We start from the raw sequence: 22,657 nt of genomic DNA, 5'->3' as shown, positions 1-22,657 counted from the left end.
TTATTCTCCGTAGGTAAATTGGTCGTTTTTGATATAGTGCATAAAAGTCTGGTTTTTTTCGCTGAAAAGTCCGGTCTCTGCCAGCATTTCCTTAGGGAAGTAGAAGCGATTATCGCCCTGTCTGGTCCCGGCTAGCGAATGAACGATAGGTGACAGGCTGGATAGTTCTGCTAAGCTGCCATCTTTTTGCAAGATTTCAATTTGAGTCCGAGGTTTTTCAACGTCAGGCCGGTAGAAATCATAAGGCAAATCAAAATTACGATGAATAGCAGTATAGTAATCGGGGTCAAAACCAACCTGTCCAACTAGGTCTCGCATGATATCCAAATGCGCTTCGTTTTCCTGAGAGAAGACGATAGACTTAAAGACCTTGCGGTTGATAAAACGCTGAGCCAAGTCTGATAAAATCTTGTCCGGACTAGTCATCCAAACTTGGAAATAGGTATTCATAACACCATCATCCAAGGCCAGATAATCCTGTAGGGTCACTCTGTTTTCAAAGAATGGGATGAGATTGGGCGATGACAGTGCAAAATAATCTTTCTGAGCCGGATAGAGAAACTTGGCCCGCTTGAGCAGATTTTGCAGCAGCACTTCCATAGCCCGACTGGCTGGGTGGAAATAGACCTGCATGTACATCTGGTAGCGGCTGACTACGTAGTCTTCTACCGCATGCATGCCATTGCGCTTGAAAGCAATGCCGTTTTCTACTGGACAAATCACTCGTAAAATTCTGGTTAAGTCAAATTGTCCATAGGAAGCACCAGTAAAAAAGGAATCTCGCAAGAGATAATCCATCCGATCCACATCAATCTGGCTGGAAATCAGCTGGACTACCTGCTTATTGGGATAGGTATGGTTGATGACGCTAGCTACCTTTTCAGGGAAATCCGGCGAAACCTGCACCAGTACCTGATGAATCTCCGTCTCAGGACTGGTGATGATTTGCCGCGTAATGTCCTCGTGATTGGTATCAAAGAGGCGCTCGAAGGTGTGTGAATAAGCTCCGTGCCCCAAGTCATGCAGGAGAGCGGCTGTCATGGTCAGCAGGCTTTCGTGGCTGTCCCAGTTGGCTTGGTATTTTTCATTGAAAATCTTGGTGATGCGCCGGGCAATCTCATAAGCTCCCAGACAATGCGAAAAACGGCTGTGCTCCCCGCCGTGGAAAGTATAGCCGGAGGTACCCAGCTGTTTGATGCGGCGCAGCCGTTGAAATTCTTTGGTATTGATTAAATCATAAATGACCTGATGGTCCACATGAACATAATTGTGAACTGGGTCCCGAAATACTTTTTCAATCATGCTACCATTATACCACAAATCATAGTAGGAAAAAAATCAAAGCTGCGACTGAAAGAAGAGCAATTTTGTCATTTTTTTGATAGAATAGGGAAAGAAAAAGAGAAACGAGATGACGATGCAAATCAGAATAAAGAATCACATCCAGCTGGACGGGCATACCGAGCTAATTGATCAGGTCTACGATACGGATTGGACGCAAAAAGGAGATTATCACTATCTGCTTTACAAGAATGAGGAAGGGGAGAAAGTAGTTCTGAAATTTCACGATAAAGAGCTGGTTATGACCCGCTTTTCTGAGCCTAAGTCCATCATGCGCTTCATCAGTCAAGGGCAGGCGCTGGTTGGCATCCATACACCTGTGGGCTTGCAGCAGTTTGTGACCGATACTCCTTTCTATAAGGTTGACTTGACCAAACAGGTTCTGCAACTTCATTATCAGCTAAAAACTGTTGACGGAGAGCAGATTTTTGCCAGCTATGAAATGGAGATTAGCTGGGGTTAGCTGCTATTCTCCGAGAAAACTCTTGAAAATCATGATGTTTCCCCTTGCAAAAGCTTGAAAATTTGGTATAATAGTTTCTAACTCAAGGGAGTAGCTAACGGAATAACCGTTACAAGGTCGTCAATACGAAAGAAATTTCCGGCCTTGTATGAAATAGCGAGACTTGTTAATAAACAGGTCTCTTTTTTGTTTCTGACTTTTTGGATATGACTGATGTGGCTCGAGATGATGAGTCGTAGTGGTCAGAAAACTTCAGAAATAAAAGAGGCCAAGAGGAGGAATACATTGTCAAAAGAACAAAAGCGCCAAGCTTTTTACACCCAGAGTCCTGAGGAAATTTTCAAAACTTTGGACGCTTCAGAGCAAGGTTTATCCAGTCAAGAAGCAGCCAAGCGTTTAGCTGATTATGGCCGCAATGAACTGGATGAAGGGGAGAAAAAATCTCTCTTGATAAAGTTTTTGGAGCAGTTTAAGGATTTGATGATTATCATCTTGTTGGTAGCAGCGGTCTTGTCTGTTGTCACATCAGGTGGCGAAGACATCGCAGATGCTTTAATCATCTTAGCTGTAGTAATCATCAATGCCATCTTCGGTGTCTATCAGGAAGGCAAGGCTGAAGAAGCGATTGCAGCTCTCAAATCTATGTCTAGCCCGGCTGCGCGTGTCCTGCGTGATGGCCATGTCACAGAAGTAGATTCTAAGGAGTTGGTACCTGGCGATATCGTTAGACTGGAAGCCGGGGACGTTGTTCCAGCAGATATGCGGCTTTTGGAAGCTAATTCACTGAAAATCGAAGAAGCTGCTCTGACAGGTGAGTCTGTTCCGGTTGAGAAAGATTTGACTGTTGAGGTAGCTGCAGATGCTGGTATTGGAGACCGTGTGAATATGGCCTTCCAAAACTCAAATGTGACCTATGGTCGTGGGGTTGGATTGGTTGTCAATACAGGGATGTACACCGAAGTCGGCCATATCGCAGGTATGTTGCAGGATGCGGATGAAACGGACACACCGCTCAAGCAAAATCTTAATAGTCTGTCGAAGGTTCTGACCTATGCTATCTTGGTGATTGCTGCAGTGACTTTTGTAGTCGGTGTCTTCATTCAAGGGAGAAATCCACTGGATGAGCTGATGACTTCTGTAGCCTTGGCAGTTGCGGCTATTCCAGAAGGTCTGCCTGCTATCGTTACCATCGTGCTGGCTTTGGGAACTCAGGTTTTGGCTAAGCGGAATTCAATTGTCCGTAAGCTTCCAGCTGTTGAGACTTTGGGATCAACTGAGATTATCGCTTCAGATAAGACTGGTACCCTGACCATGAATAAGATGACGGTCGAAAAAGTCTTTTACGACGGAGTCCTGAATGAAGCTGGACAAGATATCGAACTTGGACTGGAGCTGCCGCTCTTACGTTCGGTTGTCTTAGCCAATGATACCAAGATTGACCAGGAAGGGAAGCTAATTGGTGACCCAACAGAAACAGCCTTTATCCAGTATGCTTTGGACAAGGGCTATGATGTGAAGGCCTTTTTAGAGAAATATCCTCGAGTAGCTGAGCTGCCCTTTGATTCAGATCGTAAGCTCATGTCAACTGTCCATCCATTGCCAGATGGGAAATTCCTAGTGGCAGTAAAGGGAGCACCAGATCAACTCTTGAAACGCTGTGTTGCCCGTGATAAGGCTGGAGATGTTGCAGCGATTGATGATGCTACTTCACAGCTGATTAAGTCTAATAACTCAGACATGGCTCACCAAGCTCTGCGTGTGCTGGCTGGCGCCTACAAGATTATTGATGCAGTTCCGACTGACTTGACGTCTGAAAATCTAGAAAATGATTTAATCTTTACTGGTTTAATCGGTATGATTGACCCAGAACGTGCTGAGGCAGCAGAAGCTGTTCGTGTAGCCAAGGAAGCAGGTATTCGTCCGATTATGATTACTGGTGACCATCAGGATACAGCAGAAGCTATCGCTAAGCGCTTGGGTATTATCGAAGAAGGAGATACTGAAGACCATGTCTTGACTGGTGCAGAGCTCAATGAGCTTTCTGATGCGGAATTCGAAAAGGTTGTTGGTCAATACTCTGTTTACGCGCGTGTATCTCCAGAACACAAGGTTCGTATCGTCAAAGCGTGGCAAAACCAAGGTAAGGTCGTAGCCATGACAGGTGATGGTGTCAATGATGCTCCAGCTCTGAAGACAGCTGATATCGGTATCGGTATGGGTATTACCGGTACAGAAGTATCTAAGGGTGCCTCTGACATGATTCTGGCAGATGATAACTTTGCGACCATCATTGTAGCCGTGGAAGAAGGACGTAAGGTCTTCTCTAATATTCAAAAGACTATCCAGTATCTCCTTTCAGCTAATACGGCTGAGGTGCTGACTATTTTCTTGGCAACCCTCTTTGGTTGGGATGTGCTGCAGCCAGTTCATCTGCTTTGGATTAACCTAGTAACGGATACCTTCCCAGCTATTGCTCTGGGAGTTGAGCCTGCTGAGCCAGGTGTCATGAGTCATAAGCCTCGCGGTCGTAAGTCTAGCTTCTTCTCAGGCGGAGTTCTGAGCTCTATCATCTATCAGGGGGTCCTGCAAGGGGCTTTGGTTCTGGCGGTTTATGGTTATGCTATCTCTAATCCCGTTCATGTTGGTGATATCAAGGCTATCCATGCGGACGCTCTTACAATGGCCTTTGCAACGCTTGGCCTCATCCAGCTCTTCCATGCTTATAATGTAAAATCTGTTTATCAGTCTATCTTTACAGTTGGTCCATTCAAGTCTAAGACCTTTAACTGGTCTATCCTGGTTTCTTTCATCCTATTGATTTCGACTATTGTAATTGATCCGCTGGAAAAGATTTTCCATGTGACCAAGCTGGACTTGTCACAATGGACAGTTGTTCTGATTGGTAGCTTTGCCATGATTGTCATTGTTGAAATTGTTAAGTTCATCCAACGTAAATTAGGTATGGATAAGAATGCTATTTAGCAGCAAAAAGTCATCTTCGGATGGCTTTTTTGCGTACAAGGCGATATAATCAAATTCAAAGAAAGCAACTCGAAAGGAGGTTGAAAGTATGTATCAAAATTTACGAAAGAAGTTGGAAGAAGTTTCTGCTTTATATTATGAGGAAGAAATCTTATGGTTACTGGATCATATTGGTCATCCAGAAGCGACAATCCGTGATGAGTTAGTCTTTTCGTCCTTAGCAAGGGGACTTCAAGATGACCTGTTTTCAGCTGAACAGTTTCGTTTCTTGGCTCAAGAAGCAGTCAAAAGACAAGGACTTTTTTACAAGAGTGATAAAAATGGTCAAGCCACCTTAACACGTTCCTTCACGGCTTTACTTTATGCCAATCTCTTAAACTGTGATGGTAATCCAAACTCTTCGTATTATCAGGCTCTATCAGTGCAAGGAAGAAAATATTTACTAGATAAGGGGCTAACCTACCTGTCAGTAGAAAGAGACACAAGGGGTTACTCCAGGAAATACGGTTGGGTTCATGCCTTCGCTCATGGAGCAGACTTATTGACAGAAGTGGCTTGTCACCCGGACTTTCCCTCTAGCAGGATGACAGAGGTTTTAGAGGTCATTCATCAAGCTTTTAAAAGAGTTTCAGTCCGTTTCGGAAATGATGAGGATTGGCGCTTATCCCAGGTGCTATATCAAGCTGTCTTAAAGGAAAAACTATCGCAGCGTGAACTTAGACTATGGCTTCAATCACAGAGTTTTCCATTGGAAAGCAACCAAGACTTCATTGCTTTTTCCAATTTTCGCTCCTGCTTATTAGAAGTCTATGTGCAGTTGGACAGCAAAAAACAACTCTCAGATGAGCTGAGAGCTGCAATTCAACATTTCCATTACTGAACTTCAATTACTGTTAAAGCATCTCGCAGTTCGTCTGCCAGGTGTTTTTTCTTATAGTCTCGGAATTCAACTAAATCTTTAACAGCATTATAACGCTTGTGCAGGCGGTACATCTGGGGAATCTTATACTGAGGAAAGTCATTGAAAAAATTCCGAGTCAGTTCCCATTCACGAATGTAGCCCAGAGGACGCATATGATAGCGGACACCTTCGATAACACGGCTTTGGTGGCGGTGATGAAGATGGCCGAAAACAACCTCTTTCACCCCGTATTTGACAAAGAGCCGATGAAAAGCTTGGCTTCCTAGGAAGGCGTTGAAGCGCTGGAAATAGGGATGGTCGTATAGAAAGTCTTGATGGGGGACAAAATGCAGAGCAACAATAATGGGACCATCTAAAGTCATCAGCAGTTTTTCTAACTCTTGCAGCGTCTGAGCTGTAATGCTAGGGTCGTCGAGTTGGCGCTCCAATCTGCGGTCAAACCAGAAGTTGGTCTTGGTTCTCAGATGTTCTTCTTTGCTTTTTTCTGGAACAAAGCTGTAGTCATACCAGCCAGAAAAGCTGACGAGCTTGGTCTGGCCGAAATGCTGCACCTGAAAATCATAGTCCTTAATTTCTTGCTCAGAGAGGCCCAGCATATCGTGGTTTCCCAGATTAAAAGAAAGGGGAATCTCTTGCTTCAAAGTTTCAAGAAAGGGCAAACTGATCTTGGTCAGGTCGTTGGACAAATCCCCTGCGATGTGTAGGTGGCCAATCCCTTCCTCTTTTAAAAGCTGGCGAAGAGCTTGGTGCTCAAAATCCCCAAATTGATTGGAATCCAGATGGAGGTCGCTCATAAATCCGATTCTTGTCATGGTTTTAGTCTAGCATATTTTTCAAAACTTGAAAATGCTTAAGGCCCTATAGAGTGCCTCCCTTTTATCTGAACACCTTATAAATTTTTGTAATTTTGTATTTCGTTTATCCATGGACGAAGTCTAGGAAGTCTTGAAATAATTCTTCCAACCCCATGTCATTATATTACTTTTCTAACAATTAGGTGACAAGGAGTCGCTTGTCTTGCCTAGCTAGGGAAAATCCGATAAAATGTAAGCTGCTGAATGTGAGATTAGGCAAACTGTTTAATTTATGTTATAATTAAACGATATGTGAAAAGAGGTATTTATGGACATTTCAGAAATTCGTCAAAAGATTGACGCAAATCGTGAAAAATTAGCTTCTTTCAGGGGGTCTCTTTGACTTAGAAGGTCTGGAAGAAGAAATTGCCATCTTAGAAAATAAGATGACAGAACCCGACTTTTGGGATGACAACATTGCAGCCCAGAAGACATCTCAAGAGCTGAATGAACTCAAGCAAACCTATGAAAATTTCCATCAGATGACCGAGCTTTTTGATGAATCAGAAATCTTGCTTGATTTTCTGGCTGAGGATGAGTCGGTTCAGGGTGAGTTGGAAGAAAAGCTGGCTGAACTCGAGAAAATGATGACCAGCTATGAAATGACTCTGCTCTTATCTGAGCCTTACGACAATAACAATGCTATCCTTGAAATTCACCCGGGCTCTGGTGGTACAGAGGCCCAGGATTGGGGAGATATGCTGCTGCGTATGTATACGCGCTATGGCAATGCCAAGGGCTTCAAAGTTGAGGTCTTGGACTATCAAGCGGGGGATGAAGCGGGAATTAAGTCAGTGACTCTTTCATTTGAAGGGCCGCACGCTTATGGCCTGCTCAAGTCAGAAATGGGAGTCCACCGTTTGGTCCGGATTTCACCATTTGACTCAGCTAAACGTCGTCATACTTCATTTACCTCAGTAGAGGTCATGCCAGAGCTGGATGACACCATTGAGGTGGAAATTCGCGACGACGATATTAAGATGGACACTTTCCGCTCGGGAGGAGCCGGCGGGCAGAACGTCAATAAAGTTTCTACTGGTGTGCGGCTGACCCATATTCCTACGGGAATTGTGGTGCAGTCTACGGTTGACCGGACCCAGTATGGAAACCGCGATCGGGCGATGAAGATGCTGCAGGCCAAGCTTTACCAGCTAGAGCAAGAGAAACAAGCAGCCGAAGTCGATTCACTCAAGGGAGATAAGAAGGAGATTTCCTGGGGCAGCCAAATCCGCTCCTATGTCTTTACGCCTTATACCATGGTTAAAGACCATCGGACCAGTTATGAAGTAGCACAGGTGGACAAGGTGATGGACGGAGATTTGGATGGTTTCATCGATGCTTATTTGAAATGGCGTTTGAACTAGGAAATGCAAGAGATTAGAATTAGATTGAAAGGAAATTTCAATAGATGTCAATAATTGAAATGAAAGATGTTGTCAAGAAGTATGGCAACGGGACCACTGCCTTACGTAGTGTGTCTATTAACGTAGAACCTGGGGAGTTTGCCTATATTGTAGGTCCTTCAGGAGCAGGAAAGTCAACCTTTATTCGTTTGCTTTATCGGGAGATAAAGCTGGATAAGGGAAGTCTTAAAGTAGCTGATTTCGACTTAGCTAAGATTAAGAAGCGTGATGTTCCAATGCTGCGCCGTCAGGTTGGAGTAGTCTTCCAGGACTATAAACTTCTTCCTAAAAAGACAGTGTATGAGAATATTGCCTACGCCATGGAAGTTATCGGTGAGCGCCGCCGCAATATTAAAAAACGGGTTATGGAAGTGCTGGATCTGGTTGGTCTCAAGCACAAGGTTCGCTCATTCCCTAACGAGCTTTCCGGTGGTGAGCAGCAGCGGATTGCCATTGCGCGTGCTATTGCCAACAACCCTAAAGTCCTGATTGCGGATGAGCCGACAGGAAACTTGGACCCAGATAATTCTTGGGAGATTATGAATCTGCTGGAGCGGATTAACCTTCAGGGAACGACTGTCCTGATGGCAACCCACAACAGCCAGATTGTAAATACTCTGCGTCACCGCGTTATTGCCATTGAAAATGGCCGTGTGGTACGTGATGAAGCGGAAGGAGAATACGGATACGATGATTAGAAGATTTTTTCGCCATTTGATTGAGTCGCTTAAGAGTCTTACGCGGAATGGTTGGATGACTGTAGCAGCTGTCAGCTCGGTTATGATTACCTTGAGCTTAGTGGCTGTATTTGCTTCAGTAATTTTAAATACAGCTAAGCTGGCAAATGATATTTCAAACAATGTCCGCGTCATGGTATACATGCGTAAGGATGTTGCCGATAATAGCGAAACGATTGTAAAAGAAGGCCAAACAGTTCAGAATGAGGACTACCATAAGGTCTATGATGCTCTGACTTCTATGAAAAATGTAGATAAGGTTACTTTTTCTAGTAAGGAAGAACAATATGAGCAGCTGACAGAAACCATGGGTAGCGAGTGGAAGATTTTTGACGGTGATGCCAACCCACTTTACGATGCTTATATTGTTGAGACCAAGGCGCCTAAGTATGTAGAATCTGTTACGAAAGATGCTCGGAAAATTGATGGTGTTTCAGAGGTTCAAAATGGTGGTACCAATACCAAAAAGCTCTTTGCGCTTTCTAATTTTATCCAAACGTGGGGCTTGATTGGTGCAGCGCTTCTGATTTTTGTTGCTGTCCTTCTCATTTCCAATACTATTCGGATTACCATTATTTCCCGCAGTCGCGAGATTCAAATCATGCGCTTGGTTGGTGCCAAGAATAGCTATATCCGTGGACCTTTCTTGTTTGAAGGGGCATGGATTGGCTTGCTAGGGGCAACAATTCCGTCAGTGGCAGTGTATTTTATATACAAAATAGCCTTCCAGACTATGAATAAGAGCCTAGTCGGTCAAGGGCTTTCTATGATTGATCCGAAACTCTTTAGTCCGATTATGATAGCAATACTCTTCGTATTGGGTATTCTTATCGGATCGTTGGGCTCTGTCTTCTCTATGAGACGCTTCTTGAAGATTTAAAATATAAAAAACAGAGTTTGAAATTTGTTCAAACTCTGTTTCTTTTGTGATGAAGTGAAAAGCTCTTCAAATGCCTACTGAGCTAAAAATGGATTAAAGATTTTTTCATGTGAAATAGTGGTATCATTACCATGACCAGGATAAACAACATAGTCTTTAGGCAATACCAGAAGATTCTCACGAATGGACGTCAGCAATTGTTCCATGTTTCCTGTCGGCAGATCCGTTCGTCCAACGCTTTCCCGAAAGAGGGCATCGCCCGTCAAAACAAGGCGGTCATCAGGAAAGACTAGAGAGACACCTCCAATAGAGTGGCCAGGTGTTGCAAGCGCATAGAAATGAAAGCCTCCAAGGTCATAGTCTGTCTCGTAGGAGAAAAACTCCTCTGCTGGTCGACAGATGATATCATCCATATCGGCATGGCGCGCCAGACCAGATAGGTTATCTGTCGGTGTGTAAAGCCAGCTGCTTTCACTCTCAGCCACATAGACAGGTGGGGCAGCATAGTGCTCTCGGACCTTTTCTAAGCTCATAATATGGTCATAATGTGTGTGGGTCAGGAGAATGGCAATCACAGGCTTAGCTAGTTCCTCCAATTTGCGTTCAATCTTTTTCCAGTCACTGCCAGGATCGACGACTAGGAGGCCATGATCGTTCTCTAAGATATAGGTGTTTTCAAATGCAACAAGGTTGATAATTTTATGAATCTTCATCTGATTTCCTCGAAAAATGTATTCTGCTATTGAGTGTAACAGAAAAGCGGTTTTTTTGCACAGAATTGCTTTCTAGGCTGGGGATGAAAATTTTCAGATGTCTCAGAAAGGCTTTTATGATATAATCATAGCAGTATGACACAAAATGATTATAAGTATGCCGTTGTGGACTTGGAGGCTACAGGAACAGGCAGCAGTGCAAAGATTATCCAGATTGGCATTGTTCTGATTGAGAATGGAATCATTACCAAGACTTATGAAACAGATGTCAATCCTCATGAGGAACTGGATGAGCATATCAAAGAGCTGACAGGTTTGGATGATGAGCGGCTTAGCCGAGCTCCGGAATTTTCTCAGGTAGCAGCGGAGGTATATGAGCTGATTCAGGATGCGATTTTTGTCGCTCATAATGTCAAGTTTGATGCAAATCTACTAGCAGAGGCCCTTTTCTGGGAAGGGTTTGACCTGCTGACACCGCGTGTGGACACGGTAGAGTTGGCTCAGGTCTTCTACCCGACCTTTGATAAATATTCCTTGGGCAATCTCTGTAATTTGCTGGATATTTCTTTGGAAAACGCCCACACTGCTCTGGCAGATGCTCAAGCAACGGCTCAGCTTTTTTTAAAAATACAAGACAAAATCAAGAGCCTGCCCAAGGCCTTGGTTGAGAAAATGCTAACTTTAACGGACAGCATTATCTATGAGTCGCGTCTGGCGATTGAGGAAGTTTATCAGACGATGCCGGATCAGCAAGATAAGGAACTGCAATCCTGCCATGGTATTTTCCTGCGGCGTCCCCAAAAGCTGACTTCGGAAAAGAAAATGTCGCAGGATTTCCTCACCAATTTATACCTACTGGGCTTAGAAGAGCGGCCAGAACAGCTTAAATTTGCTCATTTTATGGAGGAAGCTCTTGACCAGCAGGAGCCTAGTTTTTTAGAGGCACAGACAGGCTTGGGCAAGACCTTTGGTTATTTGCTGCCCATTCTATCTAGAGGTCAAGAAAAAGTACTAGTGACGGTTCCGACTAAGATCTTGCAGGACCAGCTGCTGCAAAAGGAAGGACGATTGTTGGAGGAAGTATTTGGGATTTCCTTTCACAGTCTCAAGAGTCCGGAGAATTATCTCAAGCTGGACCATTTCTATCAGACATTGGATAGGGAATATGACAACCGTCTGATTAATCGCTGCAAGTTGCAACTCTTGGTCTGGCTGACAGAAACCAAAACAGGTGATTTGAATGAAATCGGACAGGCTCATCGCTTCTCAAGCTACTTCAATGAAATCCGTCATGATGGCAAGCTAAGCAAACATTCTCTTTTTTATGAGGAAGATTTTTGGCGGTTGGGACAGGTCAAGTCAGCTACCAGTCGAGTTGTGATTACCAATCATGCTTACCTACTGACGCGTTTAGAGGATGACCAGTCTTTGCTGGACAATCGCATTCTGGTAGTTGATGAAGCTCAGAAGATGTTTTTCGCCTTGGAAAGCTTCTCTCAGGCCGGTATAAATCTAACTAAAACGCTGCAGCAGATAAATCATCTCCTTCAGGAAGAAGGGGAACTTCTGCAGCAACGGCTTTTGCAAAGCATTCAGTTTGAGCTGGCTGATGCCGCAGAGAAGCATCGCAAGAAAACATCTGAGCTAAGTCAGGAAAAGATTGCCCGACTGCTTCAGGATGTGTCCGAGTTAAAGATGAGTGCACTGCCTGAGCTGCAGCACTTGTTCAGTGGTAAATACCAGTATTATTGGTTGCTTGATGAAGATTTGGCAGACCATCGCTTGATGACGCTGCATGCTGGCCGTTCAGAATTGCTGCATTTCACAGAGTTTTTACCTGAAAGGGTCAAGGTTATCTTAGTTTCATCCACTCTGGAAATCAGCTCTAAGGTCAATTTGGCGCAGTTGCTAGGCTTTGAAAGTTATCACTTTTACAAGCTGAAAAGCAAGAAGAAGCCACTGCAGAAGCTCTTTTTAGATGAGAGTTTTCCAGCAGTAGTGGATTTGTCAACTGAGGATTTTGCTCGAGAGATTGTTGCGTGTCTGCAAGAAGTGGCGGAACTCGGTCTGCCTATCGTCGCCCTCTTCACCTCTAAAGACTTGCTTTTGACTGTTTCGGACTTGCTGGCTATTCCGCATTTGGCCCAATATAAAAATGGCGATGCTGCTAATATCAAGCGGCGTTTTGATAGAGGAGAGGCAGGTATCCTTTTGGGTTCTGGCAGCTTCTGGGAGGGGGCTGATTTTGCTGAGCAAGAACAGATTATTCAGCTGATTACTCGGATTCCATTTGACAATCCCAAGGATTTCTTTGTGCAGAAGATTAACAGCCGCCTGAAAGCGGAAGGTAAGAATGCCTTTTATGATTATCAACTGCCTCTTGCAATCTTACGGCTTAAGCAGGCTATTGGCCGGACCCGGCGAAATGAACATCAGAAGTCAGCTGTTATTTTTTTGGACAACAGAATCTCTAGTAAACGCTATGGCAAGCAGATCCAGCATCATCTGTCACAATTAGCTTCTTTGGATATTCTGCCGAAGGCAGCCATTATGCAGGAGTTACGAGACTTTTTTGACTGAAACTTTCTAAAATCAGCTGAGTTTTATCGGCTGATTTTTTAAGTTCATTCAGATTTTTGGGACAAAATTTGTTATAATGAGAGGCATAGGAAAGAAGGGGTGTTCGTGAAAAAATATTTACCAGGAGTTCTCTTATCCTTTGGCATAGCGGCTGTTTCTATCTTTTTAGGCGGTTTGTTTCCCTTGATAGGATCTAGTGTTTTGGCTATTGTCTCTGGGATTGTTTTGAATAACAGTATGAAGCTGCCGGCTATTTTTCAGGAAGGTCTCAGCTTTTCGGGGAAGAAATTGCTGCAGTATTCCATTATCTTTTTGGGATTTTCCATGTCCATTGGTCAGGTTTCTGAGACGGGGATTTCTTCTCTTCGTATCAGTCTTATCACTATTCTGATAGCCTTTCTGGCTGCCTATTTGGCTGGCCGTTTCTTTAAAATGAACCGCGTCTTGACTATTTTAATCGGTTTTGGAACAGCCATCTGCGGTGGCTCTGCCATTGCGGCCGCCTCACCAATCTTGGACGCTGATGAAGAGGATATTGCCTTGTCCATCTCGACTATTTTCTTTTTCAATATTTTAGCAGTATTCATTTTCCCTTTTTTAGGGCATTTGCTGCAGATGTCGGATGCCTTTTTCGGGACTTGGGCCGGAACAGCTATCAATGATACTTCGTCAGTAGTGGCAGCAGGCTATACATATAGCCCGTCAGCTGGCGACTTGGCGACCATTGTCAAGCTGAGTCGGGCTCTGATGATTGTACCAGCCTGCTTGATCTTCGCAGCTTATCGCTATATCAAGTCTAAGAAGTCGTCACAAAAGACAAACTTGAAGCAGATTTTTCCTTGGTTTATAGCTTGGTTTGTCCTAGCCTCACTTGTCAGCAGTCTTGGATTTCTACCGGCTGCTGTCATCCCCTATACAAAATTCATTTCTCAGTGGCTGATGGCTATGGCCTTGGCAGCTATTGGCGCGAAGGTTTCCTTTAAGCAGTTTAAGCAAGCAGGAGCAGCGCCTTTGCTGACTGGTGCCTTCGCTTGGTTTTGCGTCGCTGTTTCTAGCTTGATTATCCAGTATTTTTTCTAAAAAGGAGGGACTATGCCCTATCAAAGACGGACGTTTGAGTCTCGGATTGATTATAGTTTAATTTTGCCCGTTTTGATGTTGCTCTCAATCGGTGTTGTAGCTATATACATTGCTGTTAGTCATGATTATCCTGACAATGCCTGGCCCATGGTTGGGCAGCAGATCGCCTGGATTGCGGTGGGCTTCCTGCTCAGCTTTATCCTCATGTTTTTTAATACCAAGTTTCTCTGGAAAATTACGCCCTATCTCTATGTTTTTGGTCTTAGCCTCATGGTCTTGCCTCTGATTTTTTACAGTGAATCGCTGGTAGCCTCCACTGGTGCTAAAAACTGGATTGCTATTCGTGGTGTGACCCTCTTTCAGCCCTCAGAGTTTATGAAGATTTCATATATTCTCATGCTGTCGCGGCTGGTGGTTCATTTTCTCCAGCAGCACAAGCAGGATGAGCGAACCCTGGCTTTAGACTTTTTTCTGATCCTGAAGCTTGGGCTCTACACAGTGCCTGTTCTGGTTCTGTTAACCCTTCAGAGTGATTTGGGGACAGCTCTGGTTTTTGTTGCTATATACGGCGGCATCGTGCTACTGTCAGGTGTTTCTTGGAAGATTATCCTGCCAGTCTTTCTGACGGGAGTCCTGCTGTTGGGAGGATTTCTCTTTATCTTTATTTCCGATGGCGGCCGTGCCTTTCTACATAATCTTGGCATGCCAACCTACCAAATCAATCGGATTTTGGCTTGGCTTCATCCTTTTGACTACGCTCAGACGACCACCTTCCAGCAAGCACAGGGACAAATCGCTGTCGGAAGCGGCGGTCTGACTGGTCAAGGCTTTAATGTTTCGAATCTCTTGGTTCCTGTTCGGGAAAGCGATATGATTTTCACCGTCATTGCAGAAGATTTTGGCTTTTTGGGCTCGACCTTGGTTATCATGCTTTATTTACTGCTGATTTATCGCATGCTCAAGATTACGATTAAATCCAACAACCAGTTTTATACCTATATCTCAACTGGCTTTATCATGATGCTGCTCTTCCATATCTTTGAAAATATTGGAGCGGTGACAGGAATTCTACCTCTGACAGGGATTCCGTTGCCCTTTATTTCACAGGGCGGCTCTTCCATCATCAGTAATCTTATTGGTGTCGGTCTCCTGCTGTCCGTCTCCTATCAGAACAGCCTGACGGATGAAAAGAAAGAGCGAATTCCTGCAGTCCGAAAAAAAGTCGTACTGAAGAAATTAAAATAAAAATAAAGCAAGTTTTTGACTCACAAATCAGATGCGATTTTGTGACTGGCTCATCTCAGAAAGGATATTTTCATGAAAAAAGCAGCCTTACTCTTAGCTCCCGGTTTTGAAGAAATAGAGGCCCTGACAGTTGTGGATGTCTTGCGCCGTGCAGGTCTTGTCTGTGATATGATTGGTTTTGATGAATCAGTGACTGGGTCTCATGCCATCACTGTTCAAGCGGATCAGGTCTGGAAGGGGCGGCTGGATGACTACGATATGGTCATCTTGCCAGGAGGGATGCCAGGATCGGCTAATCTCCGTGATGATGACCGCCTGATGCAGCTTTTGCAGGACTTTCAGCAGGCGGACAAATTCATCGCGGCCATTTGTGCCGCTCCGATTGCTCTTGATCGCGCAGGTATTTTGACTGGTAAGTATTTCACTTGCTATGATGGTGCGCAAGACAATATTAAAAATGGAACTTACCGTAAAGAAACAGTTCTTGTTGATGGGAAGCTGATTACTAGCCGTGGTCCATCGACTGCCTTGGCTTTCGCCTATGAGCTGGTTCGTCAGCTGGGAGGAGACGCTGACCAGTTGGCTGATGCCATGCTTTATACAGATGTATTTGGGAATTAAAAATATGCTGGGATTCATAATGTTTCCCAGCTTTTTTGAAGTCTTATTTATCTTCGCAGTCCTCTATATGGAAAGGGTTTAAAGATGTTGAAAAGGACGAAATCAGCAGCCATTTTTAAATTTTGGATTTTTTGAGATATTCTGTTTAGAAAAAGGGCTGAAAAAGTCGGAAAAGTGCTGGATTCGGGCAAATATTAGCCCCTTTTTCATGAAAATTATGGTATAATGAAAGGTATGAATTATCAAGATTACATCTGGGATTTAGGTGGAACACTCTTGGATAATTATGAAACTTCGACAGCAGCTTTTGTTCAGACTTTGAAAGAATACGGTCTGCAAGCTGGTCACGACGAAGTTTATAAGGCCCTCAAGGTGTCTACGGGCTATGCCGTCCAGCAGTTTGCTCCCCAAGAAAAAGACTTTTTGAAGTTTTATAAGGCCAATGAAGCAGAAGAATTGACTCATCCTGTCTTATTTGACGGCGCGGCAGAGTTGCTTAGGCGGATTGTGGCCAAGGGTGGTCGGAATTTTCTGGTCTCCCACCGGGACAACCAAGTGCTGGAAATCTTGGAAAAGACTGCCATTTCATCAGCATTTACAGAAGTGGTGACAGCTGCAAATGGTTTTCCAAGGAAACCCTCACCAGACTCCATGCTCTATCTAAAAGACAAGTATCGGATTTCCTCTGGCTTGGTTATTGGTGACCGTCCACTGGATATTGAAGCAGGGCAGGCAGCTGGCTTTGATACCTATCTCTTTGATAATATGCAGCATCTTGAAGAATTTATAGATATTGATTAGAAAAGGAACACTATGACAGAAGAAAAGCAACAAGATATACAGGCCCAAGAATATGATGCCAGTCAGATTCAGGTCTTAGAAGGCCTAGAAGCCGTTCGTATGCGTCCAGGGATGTATATCGGTTCGACCTCCAAGGAAGGTTTGCACCATTTAGTATGGGAAATTGTTGACAACTCGATTGATGAGGCGTTAGCTGGTTTTGCTAGCCACATTCAAGTCTTTATCGAAAAAGACAATTCCATCACAGTAGTGGATAACGGTCGGGGAATTCCTGTTGATATTCAGGAGAAAACAGGCCGTCCGGCCGTGGAAACCGTCTTTACTGTTCTCCATGCAGGAGGAAAATTCGGCGGTGGCGGATACAAGGTATCAGGAGGTCTGCACGGTGTGGGCTCTTCCGTTGTAAATGCCCTGTCCACTCAGCTGGATGTCCGCGTTTATAAAAACGGCCAGATTCATTACCAAGAATACAGTCGCGGTCAAGTAGTCGCAGACCTAGAAATCATCGGTGAGACAGATCGTACTGGTACGACAGTTCACTTTACACCGGATCCAGAGATTTTCACTGAAACAGTAGAATTTGACTTTGAAAAGCTCAATAAGCGGGTGCAAGAACTGGCCTTCCTCAATCGTGGTCTCAGAATTTCCATCACTGATAAGCGGGATGGAATGGAGCAGGCCAAGGATTACCACTATGAGGGCGGGATTGCCAGCTATGTCCAATACATCAATGAAAACAAAGATGTAATCTTTGAAACGCCGATTTATACCGACGGCGAAATGGACGATATTACGGTTGAAGTAGCTATGCAGTATACAACTGGCTACCATGAAACCGTCATGAGCTTTGCCAATAACATCCATACCCACGAGGGTGGAACGCATGAGCAAGGTTTCCGGACGGCCCTGACAAGGGTTATCAATGACTACGCTAAGAAAAATAAACTTCTCAAAGAAAACGAAGACAATCTGACTGGGGAAGATGTTCGTGAAGGACTGACAGCGGTCATCTCTGTCAAGCACCCCAACCCTCAGTTTGAAGGTCAGACCAAGACCAAGCTGGGCAATAGTGAAGTGGTCAAGATTACTAATCGCCTCTTTAGCGAAGCTTTCTCAGATTTTCTTTTGGAAAATCCTGCGGTAGCTCGAAAAATCGTTGAAAAAGGAATTTTGGCTTCTAAGGCTAGAATTGCTGCCAAGCGAGCTCGGGAAGTAACCCGCAAAAAGTCTGGCTTGGAAATCTCCAATCTGCCAGGGAAATTGGCTGACTGCTCGTCTAACGACCCTCAGGAAACTGAACTTTTCATCGTGGAGGGGGACTCAGCAGGTGGTTCAGCTAAGTCCGGCCGTAACCGTGAATTTCAGGCTATTCTGCCAATTCGTGGTAAGATTCTCAACGTTGAAAAAGCCAGCATGGACAAGATATTGGCCAATGAAGAAATCCGTAGTCTCTTTACTGCAATGGGAACTGGCTTTGGAGCTGACTTTGATGTCAGCAAGGCCCGTTACCAAAAATTAGTCATCATGACCGATGCCGATGTAGACGGTGCCCACATTCGAACCCTGCTCTTAACCTTGATTTACCGCTATATGAAGCCGGTTCTGGAAGCTGGATTTGTCTATATCGCTCAGCCGCCAATCTATGGTGTCAAGGTCGGAAGTGAAGTCAAAGAATACATCCAGCCAGGTGCTAATCAGGAAGAAGAGCTTCAAGCTGCTTTGGCTCGTTACAGTGAAGGTCGCTCCAAGCCAACCATTCAACGCTACAAGGGGCTCGGAGAGATGGATGACCATCAGCTGTGGGAGACAACTATGAATCCTGAACATCGCTTGATGGCGCAGGTTTCAGTGGATGATGCAGCGGAAGCTGACAAGATTTTTGACATGCTGATGGGGGATCGCGTTGAACCTCGTCGTGAATTTATCGAAGAAAATGCTGTATACAGTACGCTCGACGTCTAAAAAAATCAGAAAAATCAACCATTATGGGCAAAAATATGATATAATCATTATGTTTGCTTTATAGTAACAATGTGAAGGAGTTCTATATGTCTATTGGACTAGTTATTCTCGTTGCTGTGGTAGCTCTGCTTTTGGTTGTCGGCTATGGTACTGCAGTTCTGATGAGAAAGAGAAATGAAGCTTTACTTCAAAATTTGGAGGAGAGAAAAGAAGCACTCTATAATCTCCCTGTGAATGATGAAGTTGAAGAAGTAAAAAATATGCATTTGATTGGGCAGAGTCAGGTAGCCTTCCGTGAATGGAATCAAAAATGGGTAGACTTGTCCTTAAATTCATTTGCTGATATCGAAAACAATCTATTTGAAGCAGAAGGTTACAATAATTCTTTCCGTTTCATAAAAGCCAAGCATGCCATCGGCAATATTGAGAGTCAGATTGATTTGATTGACGAAGATATCAAGATGATTCGTGTAGCCTTGGAAGATCTTAAAGAGCAAGAGTCTAAGAATAGTGGCCGTGTGCTCCATGCCCTGGATTTGTTTGAAAAACTGCAAACTCAGGTGGCGGAGAATGCGGACTCGTATGGGCAAGCCTTAGCTGAGATTGAAAAACAGCTGGAAAATATCCAGTCAGAGTTTTCTCAGTTTGTGACCCTTAATTCTTCAGGTGACCCGGTTGAGGCGGCTGAAATCTTGGATAAGGCAGAGGATCATATTCTTGCTCTGACACATATCGTTGAGAAAGTTCCTGCCATTGTCGAAGAGTTGACTGTGAAACTGCCAGATCAGTTGGAAGACTTAGAATCTGGTCACCGTAAGCTCTTGGAATCTGGTTATCATTTTATCGAAACAGATATAGAGTCTCGCTTCCAGCAGCTTCATGCAAGCCTCAAACGCAACGAAGCCAACATTTCTGCCTTAGAGCTGGATAATGCCGAGTATGAAAATGAGCAAGCGCAAGAAGAGATTAACGCTCTCTATGAAATTTTTACGCGGGAAATTGAAGCCCACAAAGTAGTGGAGAAGTTGATTAAAAACTTGCCTAGCTATCTGGCTCATACAAAGGAAAACAACCAGCAACTCCAAAAGGAGATAGAACGTTTGTCTCAAACTTTCCTTCTCTCTGATACGGAAACTTCTCATGTCAAGGAGTTGCAGGCTGAGCTTTCTGCCCAGGAAGATGTGGTGTTGAGCGCGGTAGAAGATTCTTCTGAAACCAAGCAAGCTTATTCAGTGGTTCAGGAAGAGTTGGAAGCTATTCAAGAGCGTTTGAAAGAAATCGAAGATGAGCAGATTTCTCTTGGCGAAGCACTTGCAGAGATTGAAAAAGATGATGCCAATGCTCGTCAGAAAGTCAATATCTATGCTAACAAATTGCATACCATTAAGAGATATATGGAAAAACGCAATTTGCCAGGTATTCCAGATTCTTTCTTAGAAATTTTCTTCTCAACCAGCAATAATATTGAAGAGTTGGTTAAGGAATTGGAAGCTACACGAGTCAATATCGAATCAGTTAACCGTTGGCTTGAAATTCTAGGAAATGATATGGAGCAATTGGAAGAAGAAACCTATCGTATCGTCCAAGATGCTACCTTGACTGAGCAGCTGCTGCAGTATTCAAACCGCTATCGTTCCTTTGACGATAATGTACAAGCAGCCTTCAACAAGTCCTTGTATGTCTTTGAACATGACTACGACTATGCTCAATCCTTGGAAATCATTTCAAAAGCTTTGGATCTTGTCGAGCCAGGCGTAACAGAGCGCTTTGTGACATCCTACGAAAAAACACGCGAGAATATTCGTTTTTAAAAGAAGTTCCTTTGGGAACTTTTTTCTTTTGCAAAGAGAACGCTAGAGAACAGTCAGTAACAAGGATTCTGAGACTTCAATTTTTCCCAGCTTGTTTTGAAATAGAATTTCCTGTATAATACAAAACAATAGAAAGAATGAGGTCGGACAATGAAAACAATCAAAGGCTTGTTAGTCATGGATGTAGATAGCACCTTAATCATGGAAGAGGGGATTGACCTGTTAGGAGAAGAGGCGGGAGTAGGAGCTCAGGTTGCGACTATTACCGAGCGTGCCATGCAAGGGGAATTGGACTTTAAAGCTGCCTTACGTGAGCGTGTCGCACTTTTAAAAGGCCTGCCGGAGGATATTTTTGCTCGAATTGCTGAAAGGATTCACTTCACGCCAGGAGCCGAGGACTTGGTCAAGGAGTTGCATAAACGTGGTTATAAAGTAGGCTTGGTGTCAGGTGGTTTTCATGAAACGGTGGACAGACTGGCTGAGCAGCTTGGAATTGACTATGTCAAGGCAAATCGTTTGGAAATCCAGCAGGGCCTTTTGACAGGCCAAGTCTTAGGAGAGATTGTCACTAAGGATACCAAGCTTGCCATGCTAAAAGCATGGGCGGCTGAAAATAAATTGGAATTAAATCGAACAATTGCTATGGGGGACGGCGCCAATGATCTGCCTATGATTCAGACAGCTGGGATGGGAATTGCCTTTATGGCCAAGCCGATCGTGCGAGAGCAGGCTCCTTATCAGATTCAGGAATGTAATCTCTATCGGGTCATTGATCTTTTAGACAATAGAAAAGAATAGGAGAGAGGCATGCATATTCTAATTGCGCCGGATTCTTTCAAGGAAAGTTTGTCAGCTGCTCAGGTTGCTCAGGCTCTGCAGACGGGCTTTTCTCAGGCCTTGCCAGATGCCAGCTTTGACTTGCTGCCGGTGGGTGACGGGGGCGAGGGTACAATGGCTGCGCTGACAGCAGCCTTGGGATGGGCTGAATTTTACCACACTGTAACCGGCCCCTTTGGCCAGCCGGTGAAAATGCCTTATGCTAGAAATGGTCAGCAAGCACTTTTTGAAATGGCTGACTTGGTCGGACTCGCGTCTATTCCGCAGGAAAAACGAAATCCCTTGGCCATAGAGACCAAAGGATTGGGAGAATTGATTTTGCATCTGGCTGAAGACGGTGTCAGAAAGATTTTAGTTGGTGTTGGAGGTTCGGCTAGCAACGACGGTGGGATTGGACTAGCAGCGGGCCTAGGCTATGAATTTTTCGATGCGGATAACAATAGGCTGCGCCCCATTGGCTCGTCTTTGGGAAAGGTCGCTCGAATTTCAGCTGAGCAGGTTCCCGCTTTCTTGAAAGAAGTTGAGATTGAGATTTTGACTGACGTTGACAATCCTCTTTGTGGAGTGCGCGGTGCGACAACTGTTTTCGGAGGTCAGAAAGGTCTAGCTCCCCTACTCTTTTCTCAAGTAGACCAAGCTATGTCTGATTTCTATCAGTTGGTCGATCCTCAGGTAATTGATATGGATGGAGCTGGGGCTGGAGGCGGAATGGCAGCAGGACTGGTTGCTTTTGCCGGAGGAAAAATTGTTTCGGGTATTGAAACATGTCTAAATTTACTGGATTTTGATGACAGAGTCAAAAAAGCGGACTTGGTCGTAGTGGGCGAAGGACGGATGGATCGTCAATCTTTGGCGGGCAAGGCACCAGTCGGGGTCGCAAGACGAACACCAGAAGGCATCCCTGTACTGGCGATTTGCGGCAGTCTGGCAGATGATTTACCGGATTTCCCAGTTGAGAATATCCAGGCAGCTTTTCCGATTATTGCGCGAGCAGATAGTTTGGATAGGATTCTAGAGCAGGCGGAGCAAAATTTGATTCGCACAGCAAGAAATATTGGCAATGTACTAAAAATGAAAAAAAGCGGTTAGTCCGCCTTTTTTAGTAGGTATTCAATTTCTTTAACTATCATGCCCTTTTCAAAGAAGAAGATATCACAAGACAGGTCACCAAAATCATTTTCTAAAATGGTCACAATCCGATTCTGGTCGGGACTAAGCTGATAATAGGTGCAACGAAACTGGACGGGGTTGTTATGGTAGACTTTTTGAATTTTAGTCAGGTAGTCAGCTTTACCTTTGATGATTTCGATTGTATCACCCTGTAATTCCCAGCTAACTTGATCAGAAAGAAAGGTCTCATAGGTTTGCCAATCGCGCTGATTTTCAGCTTCAAAAAAGGCAAAAAGTTTTTCTAAATTTGTCATC

The 22,657-nt window shown here is 44.2% G+C and carries 19 protein-coding genes; 15 read left to right on the top strand and 4 right to left on the bottom strand.

Annotated elements, in window-relative coordinates; all coding sequences use genetic code 11:
* Positions 1–1,302, bottom strand: coding sequence for an HD domain-containing protein (locus tag ELZ47_RS07445; RefSeq protein ID WP_002915501.1), 1,302 nt, complete (start codon positions 1,300–1,302; stop codon positions 1–3).
* Between the two features lie 115 nt (positions 1,303–1,417).
* Between ELZ47_RS07445 and ELZ47_RS07435 the strand changes: the two genes are divergently transcribed.
* The 3 genes from ELZ47_RS07435 (at position 1,418) to ELZ47_RS07425 (ending at position 5,666) form a co-directional block, all read left to right on the top strand.
* Complete coding sequence (locus tag ELZ47_RS07435) at positions 1,418–1,804, top strand: DUF1934 domain-containing protein (RefSeq protein WP_164549587.1); 387 nt, start codon at positions 1,418–1,420, stop codon at positions 1,802–1,804.
* Between the two features lie 285 nt (positions 1,805–2,089).
* Complete coding sequence (locus ELZ47_RS07430) at positions 2,090–4,786, top strand: cation-translocating P-type ATPase (RefSeq protein WP_164549586.1); 2,697 nt, start codon at positions 2,090–2,092, stop codon at positions 4,784–4,786.
* A gap of 88 nt (positions 4,787–4,874) precedes the next feature.
* Positions 4,875–5,666 (top strand): DUF2785 domain-containing protein, encoded by a 792-nt coding sequence (locus ELZ47_RS07425; protein ID WP_002895895.1) that lies wholly within the window; start codon positions 4,875–4,877, stop codon positions 5,664–5,666.
* Here the strand turns inward: ELZ47_RS07425 and ELZ47_RS07420 are convergent.
* Complete coding sequence (locus ELZ47_RS07420) at positions 5,660–6,520, bottom strand: metallophosphoesterase (RefSeq protein ID WP_002895894.1); 861 nt, start codon at positions 6,518–6,520, stop codon at positions 5,660–5,662. The genes ELZ47_RS07425 and ELZ47_RS07420 overlap by 7 nt on opposite strands.
* Before the next feature lie 310 nt (positions 6,521–6,830).
* Between ELZ47_RS07420 and prfB the strand changes: the two genes are divergently transcribed.
* From prfB to ftsX, 3 genes are all read left to right on the top strand, one after another.
* Positions 6,831–7,926 (top strand): peptide chain release factor 2 gene (prfB, locus tag ELZ47_RS07415; RefSeq protein WP_125331478.1). Its coding sequence is split into 2 segments (ribosomal slippage): positions 6,831–6,902 and positions 6,904–7,926, totalling 1,095 coding nucleotides; the frame shifts between segments, so codons are not numbered across the junction.
* 44 nt (positions 7,927–7,970) lie between these two features.
* Positions 7,971–8,663: a cell division ATP-binding protein FtsE gene (ftsE, locus tag ELZ47_RS07410; RefSeq protein WP_002895890.1), complete on the top strand. Its 693-nt coding sequence runs from the start codon at positions 7,971–7,973 to the stop codon at positions 8,661–8,663.
* Entirely contained in the window at positions 8,656–9,582 is a 927-nt protein-coding gene (gene ftsX / locus ELZ47_RS07405) for a permease-like cell division protein FtsX (RefSeq protein ID WP_002930032.1), read from the top strand. Before ftsE ends, ftsX begins: the two co-directional genes overlap by 8 nt.
* A 74-nt stretch (positions 9,583–9,656) precedes the next feature.
* Here the strand turns inward: ftsX and ELZ47_RS07400 are convergent, their stop codons facing one another.
* Positions 9,657–10,295 (bottom strand): MBL fold metallo-hydrolase, encoded by a 639-nt coding sequence (locus ELZ47_RS07400; protein ID WP_125332188.1) that lies wholly within the window; start codon positions 10,293–10,295, stop codon positions 9,657–9,659.
* Between the two features lie 135 nt (positions 10,296–10,430).
* Here ELZ47_RS07400 and ELZ47_RS07395 point away from each other — a divergent pair, with 135 nt between their 5' ends.
* From ELZ47_RS07395 to ELZ47_RS07355, 9 genes are all read left to right on the top strand, one after another.
* The gene (locus tag ELZ47_RS07395) at positions 10,431–12,875 is read left to right on the top strand and encodes a bifunctional DnaQ family exonuclease/ATP-dependent helicase (RefSeq protein WP_125332190.1); all 2,445 of its coding nucleotides are present in this window, start codon (positions 10,431–10,433) and stop codon (positions 12,873–12,875) included.
* A gap of 99 nt (positions 12,876–12,974) precedes the next feature.
* A complete protein-coding gene (locus ELZ47_RS07390; protein WP_125332192.1) occupies positions 12,975–13,955 on the top strand; it encodes a YeiH family protein in 981 nt (326 codons plus the stop codon).
* Positions 13,956–13,967: 12 nt separating this feature from the next.
* Positions 13,968–15,200, top strand: a complete 1,233-nt coding sequence (locus ELZ47_RS07385; RefSeq protein ID WP_125332194.1) for an FtsW/RodA/SpoVE family cell cycle protein — start codon at positions 13,968–13,970, stop codon at positions 15,198–15,200.
* A 72-nt stretch (positions 15,201–15,272) separates the two neighbouring features.
* The gene (locus ELZ47_RS07380) at positions 15,273–15,821 is read left to right on the top strand and encodes a DJ-1 family glyoxalase III (protein ID WP_125332196.1); all 549 of its coding nucleotides are present in this window, start codon (positions 15,273–15,275) and stop codon (positions 15,819–15,821) included.
* Between the two features lie 234 nt (positions 15,822–16,055).
* Positions 16,056–16,622, top strand: a complete 567-nt coding sequence (locus ELZ47_RS07375; RefSeq protein ID WP_164549584.1) for an HAD-IA family hydrolase — start codon at positions 16,056–16,058, stop codon at positions 16,620–16,622.
* A gap of 12 nt (positions 16,623–16,634) precedes the next feature.
* Positions 16,635–18,584: a DNA topoisomerase (ATP-hydrolyzing) subunit B gene (gene gyrB / locus ELZ47_RS07370; RefSeq protein WP_125332200.1), complete on the top strand. Its 1,950-nt coding sequence runs from the start codon at positions 16,635–16,637 to the stop codon at positions 18,582–18,584.
* 86 nt (positions 18,585–18,670) lie between these two features.
* Positions 18,671–20,395 carry a septation ring formation regulator EzrA gene (ezrA, locus tag ELZ47_RS07365; protein ID WP_125332202.1) on the top strand — a complete coding sequence of 575 codons (1,725 nt, stop codon included), beginning with the start codon at positions 18,671–18,673 and terminating at the stop codon, positions 20,393–20,395.
* 150 nt (positions 20,396–20,545) lie between these two features.
* Positions 20,546–21,193: a phosphoserine phosphatase SerB gene (serB, locus tag ELZ47_RS07360; protein ID WP_125332204.1), complete on the top strand. Its 648-nt coding sequence runs from the start codon at positions 20,546–20,548 to the stop codon at positions 21,191–21,193.
* Positions 21,194–21,202: 9 nt separating this feature from the next.
* Positions 21,203–22,321, top strand: coding sequence for a glycerate kinase (locus ELZ47_RS07355; protein WP_126435697.1), 1,119 nt, complete (start codon positions 21,203–21,205; stop codon positions 22,319–22,321).
* Here the strand turns inward: ELZ47_RS07355 and ELZ47_RS07350 are convergent.
* The gene (locus ELZ47_RS07350) at positions 22,318–22,656 is read right to left on the bottom strand and encodes a nuclear transport factor 2 family protein (RefSeq protein WP_002930055.1); all 339 of its coding nucleotides are present in this window, start codon (positions 22,654–22,656) and stop codon (positions 22,318–22,320) included. The two genes, ELZ47_RS07355 and ELZ47_RS07350, sit on opposite strands and share 4 nt — an antisense overlap.
* Between the last annotated feature and the right edge of the window lies 1 nt (position 22,657).

The sequence above is a fragment of the Streptococcus sanguinis genome, from assembly GCF_900635155.1.
Lineage (GTDB): Bacteria > Bacillota > Bacilli > Lactobacillales > Streptococcaceae > Streptococcus > Streptococcus sanguinis_G.
Note: the sequence above shows the minus strand (reverse complement) of the source record. Positions and strands in the feature narration are given on the sequence as shown.

Excerpts from the sequence above, each read along its gene's own strand:
- ELZ47_RS07445 (WP_002915501.1), bottom strand. The coding sequence starts at position 1,302 with ATGATTGAAAAAGTATTTCGGGACCCAGTTCACAATTATGTTCATGTG.
- ELZ47_RS07435 (WP_164549587.1), top strand. The coding sequence starts at position 1,418 with ATGCAAATCAGAATAAAGAATCACATCCAGCTGGACGGGCATACCGAG.
- ELZ47_RS07425 (WP_002895895.1), top strand. The coding sequence starts at position 4,875 with ATGTATCAAAATTTACGAAAGAAGTTGGAAGAAGTTTCTGCTTTATAT.
- ELZ47_RS07420 (WP_002895894.1), bottom strand. The coding sequence starts at position 6,520 with ATGACAAGAATCGGATTTATGAGCGACCTCCATCTGGATTCCAATCAA.
- ftsE (WP_002895890.1), top strand. The coding sequence starts at position 7,971 with ATGTCAATAATTGAAATGAAAGATGTTGTCAAGAAGTATGGCAACGGG.
- ftsX (WP_002930032.1), top strand. The coding sequence starts at position 8,656 with ATGATTAGAAGATTTTTTCGCCATTTGATTGAGTCGCTTAAGAGTCTT.
- ELZ47_RS07400 (WP_125332188.1), bottom strand. The coding sequence starts at position 10,295 with ATGAAGATTCATAAAATTATCAACCTTGTTGCATTTGAAAACACCTAT.
- ELZ47_RS07395 (WP_125332190.1), top strand. The coding sequence starts at position 10,431 with ATGACACAAAATGATTATAAGTATGCCGTTGTGGACTTGGAGGCTACA.
- ELZ47_RS07385 (WP_125332194.1), top strand. The coding sequence starts at position 13,968 with ATGCCCTATCAAAGACGGACGTTTGAGTCTCGGATTGATTATAGTTTA.
- ELZ47_RS07380 (WP_125332196.1), top strand. The coding sequence starts at position 15,273 with ATGAAAAAAGCAGCCTTACTCTTAGCTCCCGGTTTTGAAGAAATAGAG.
- ELZ47_RS07375 (WP_164549584.1), top strand. The coding sequence starts at position 16,056 with ATGAATTATCAAGATTACATCTGGGATTTAGGTGGAACACTCTTGGAT.
- gyrB (WP_125332200.1), top strand. The coding sequence starts at position 16,635 with ATGACAGAAGAAAAGCAACAAGATATACAGGCCCAAGAATATGATGCC.
- ezrA (WP_125332202.1), top strand. The coding sequence starts at position 18,671 with ATGTCTATTGGACTAGTTATTCTCGTTGCTGTGGTAGCTCTGCTTTTG.
- serB (WP_125332204.1), top strand. The coding sequence starts at position 20,546 with ATGAAAACAATCAAAGGCTTGTTAGTCATGGATGTAGATAGCACCTTA.
- ELZ47_RS07355 (WP_126435697.1), top strand. The coding sequence starts at position 21,203 with ATGCATATTCTAATTGCGCCGGATTCTTTCAAGGAAAGTTTGTCAGCT.
- ELZ47_RS07350 (WP_002930055.1), bottom strand. The coding sequence starts at position 22,656 with ATGACAAATTTAGAAAAACTTTTTGCCTTTTTTGAAGCTGAAAATCAG.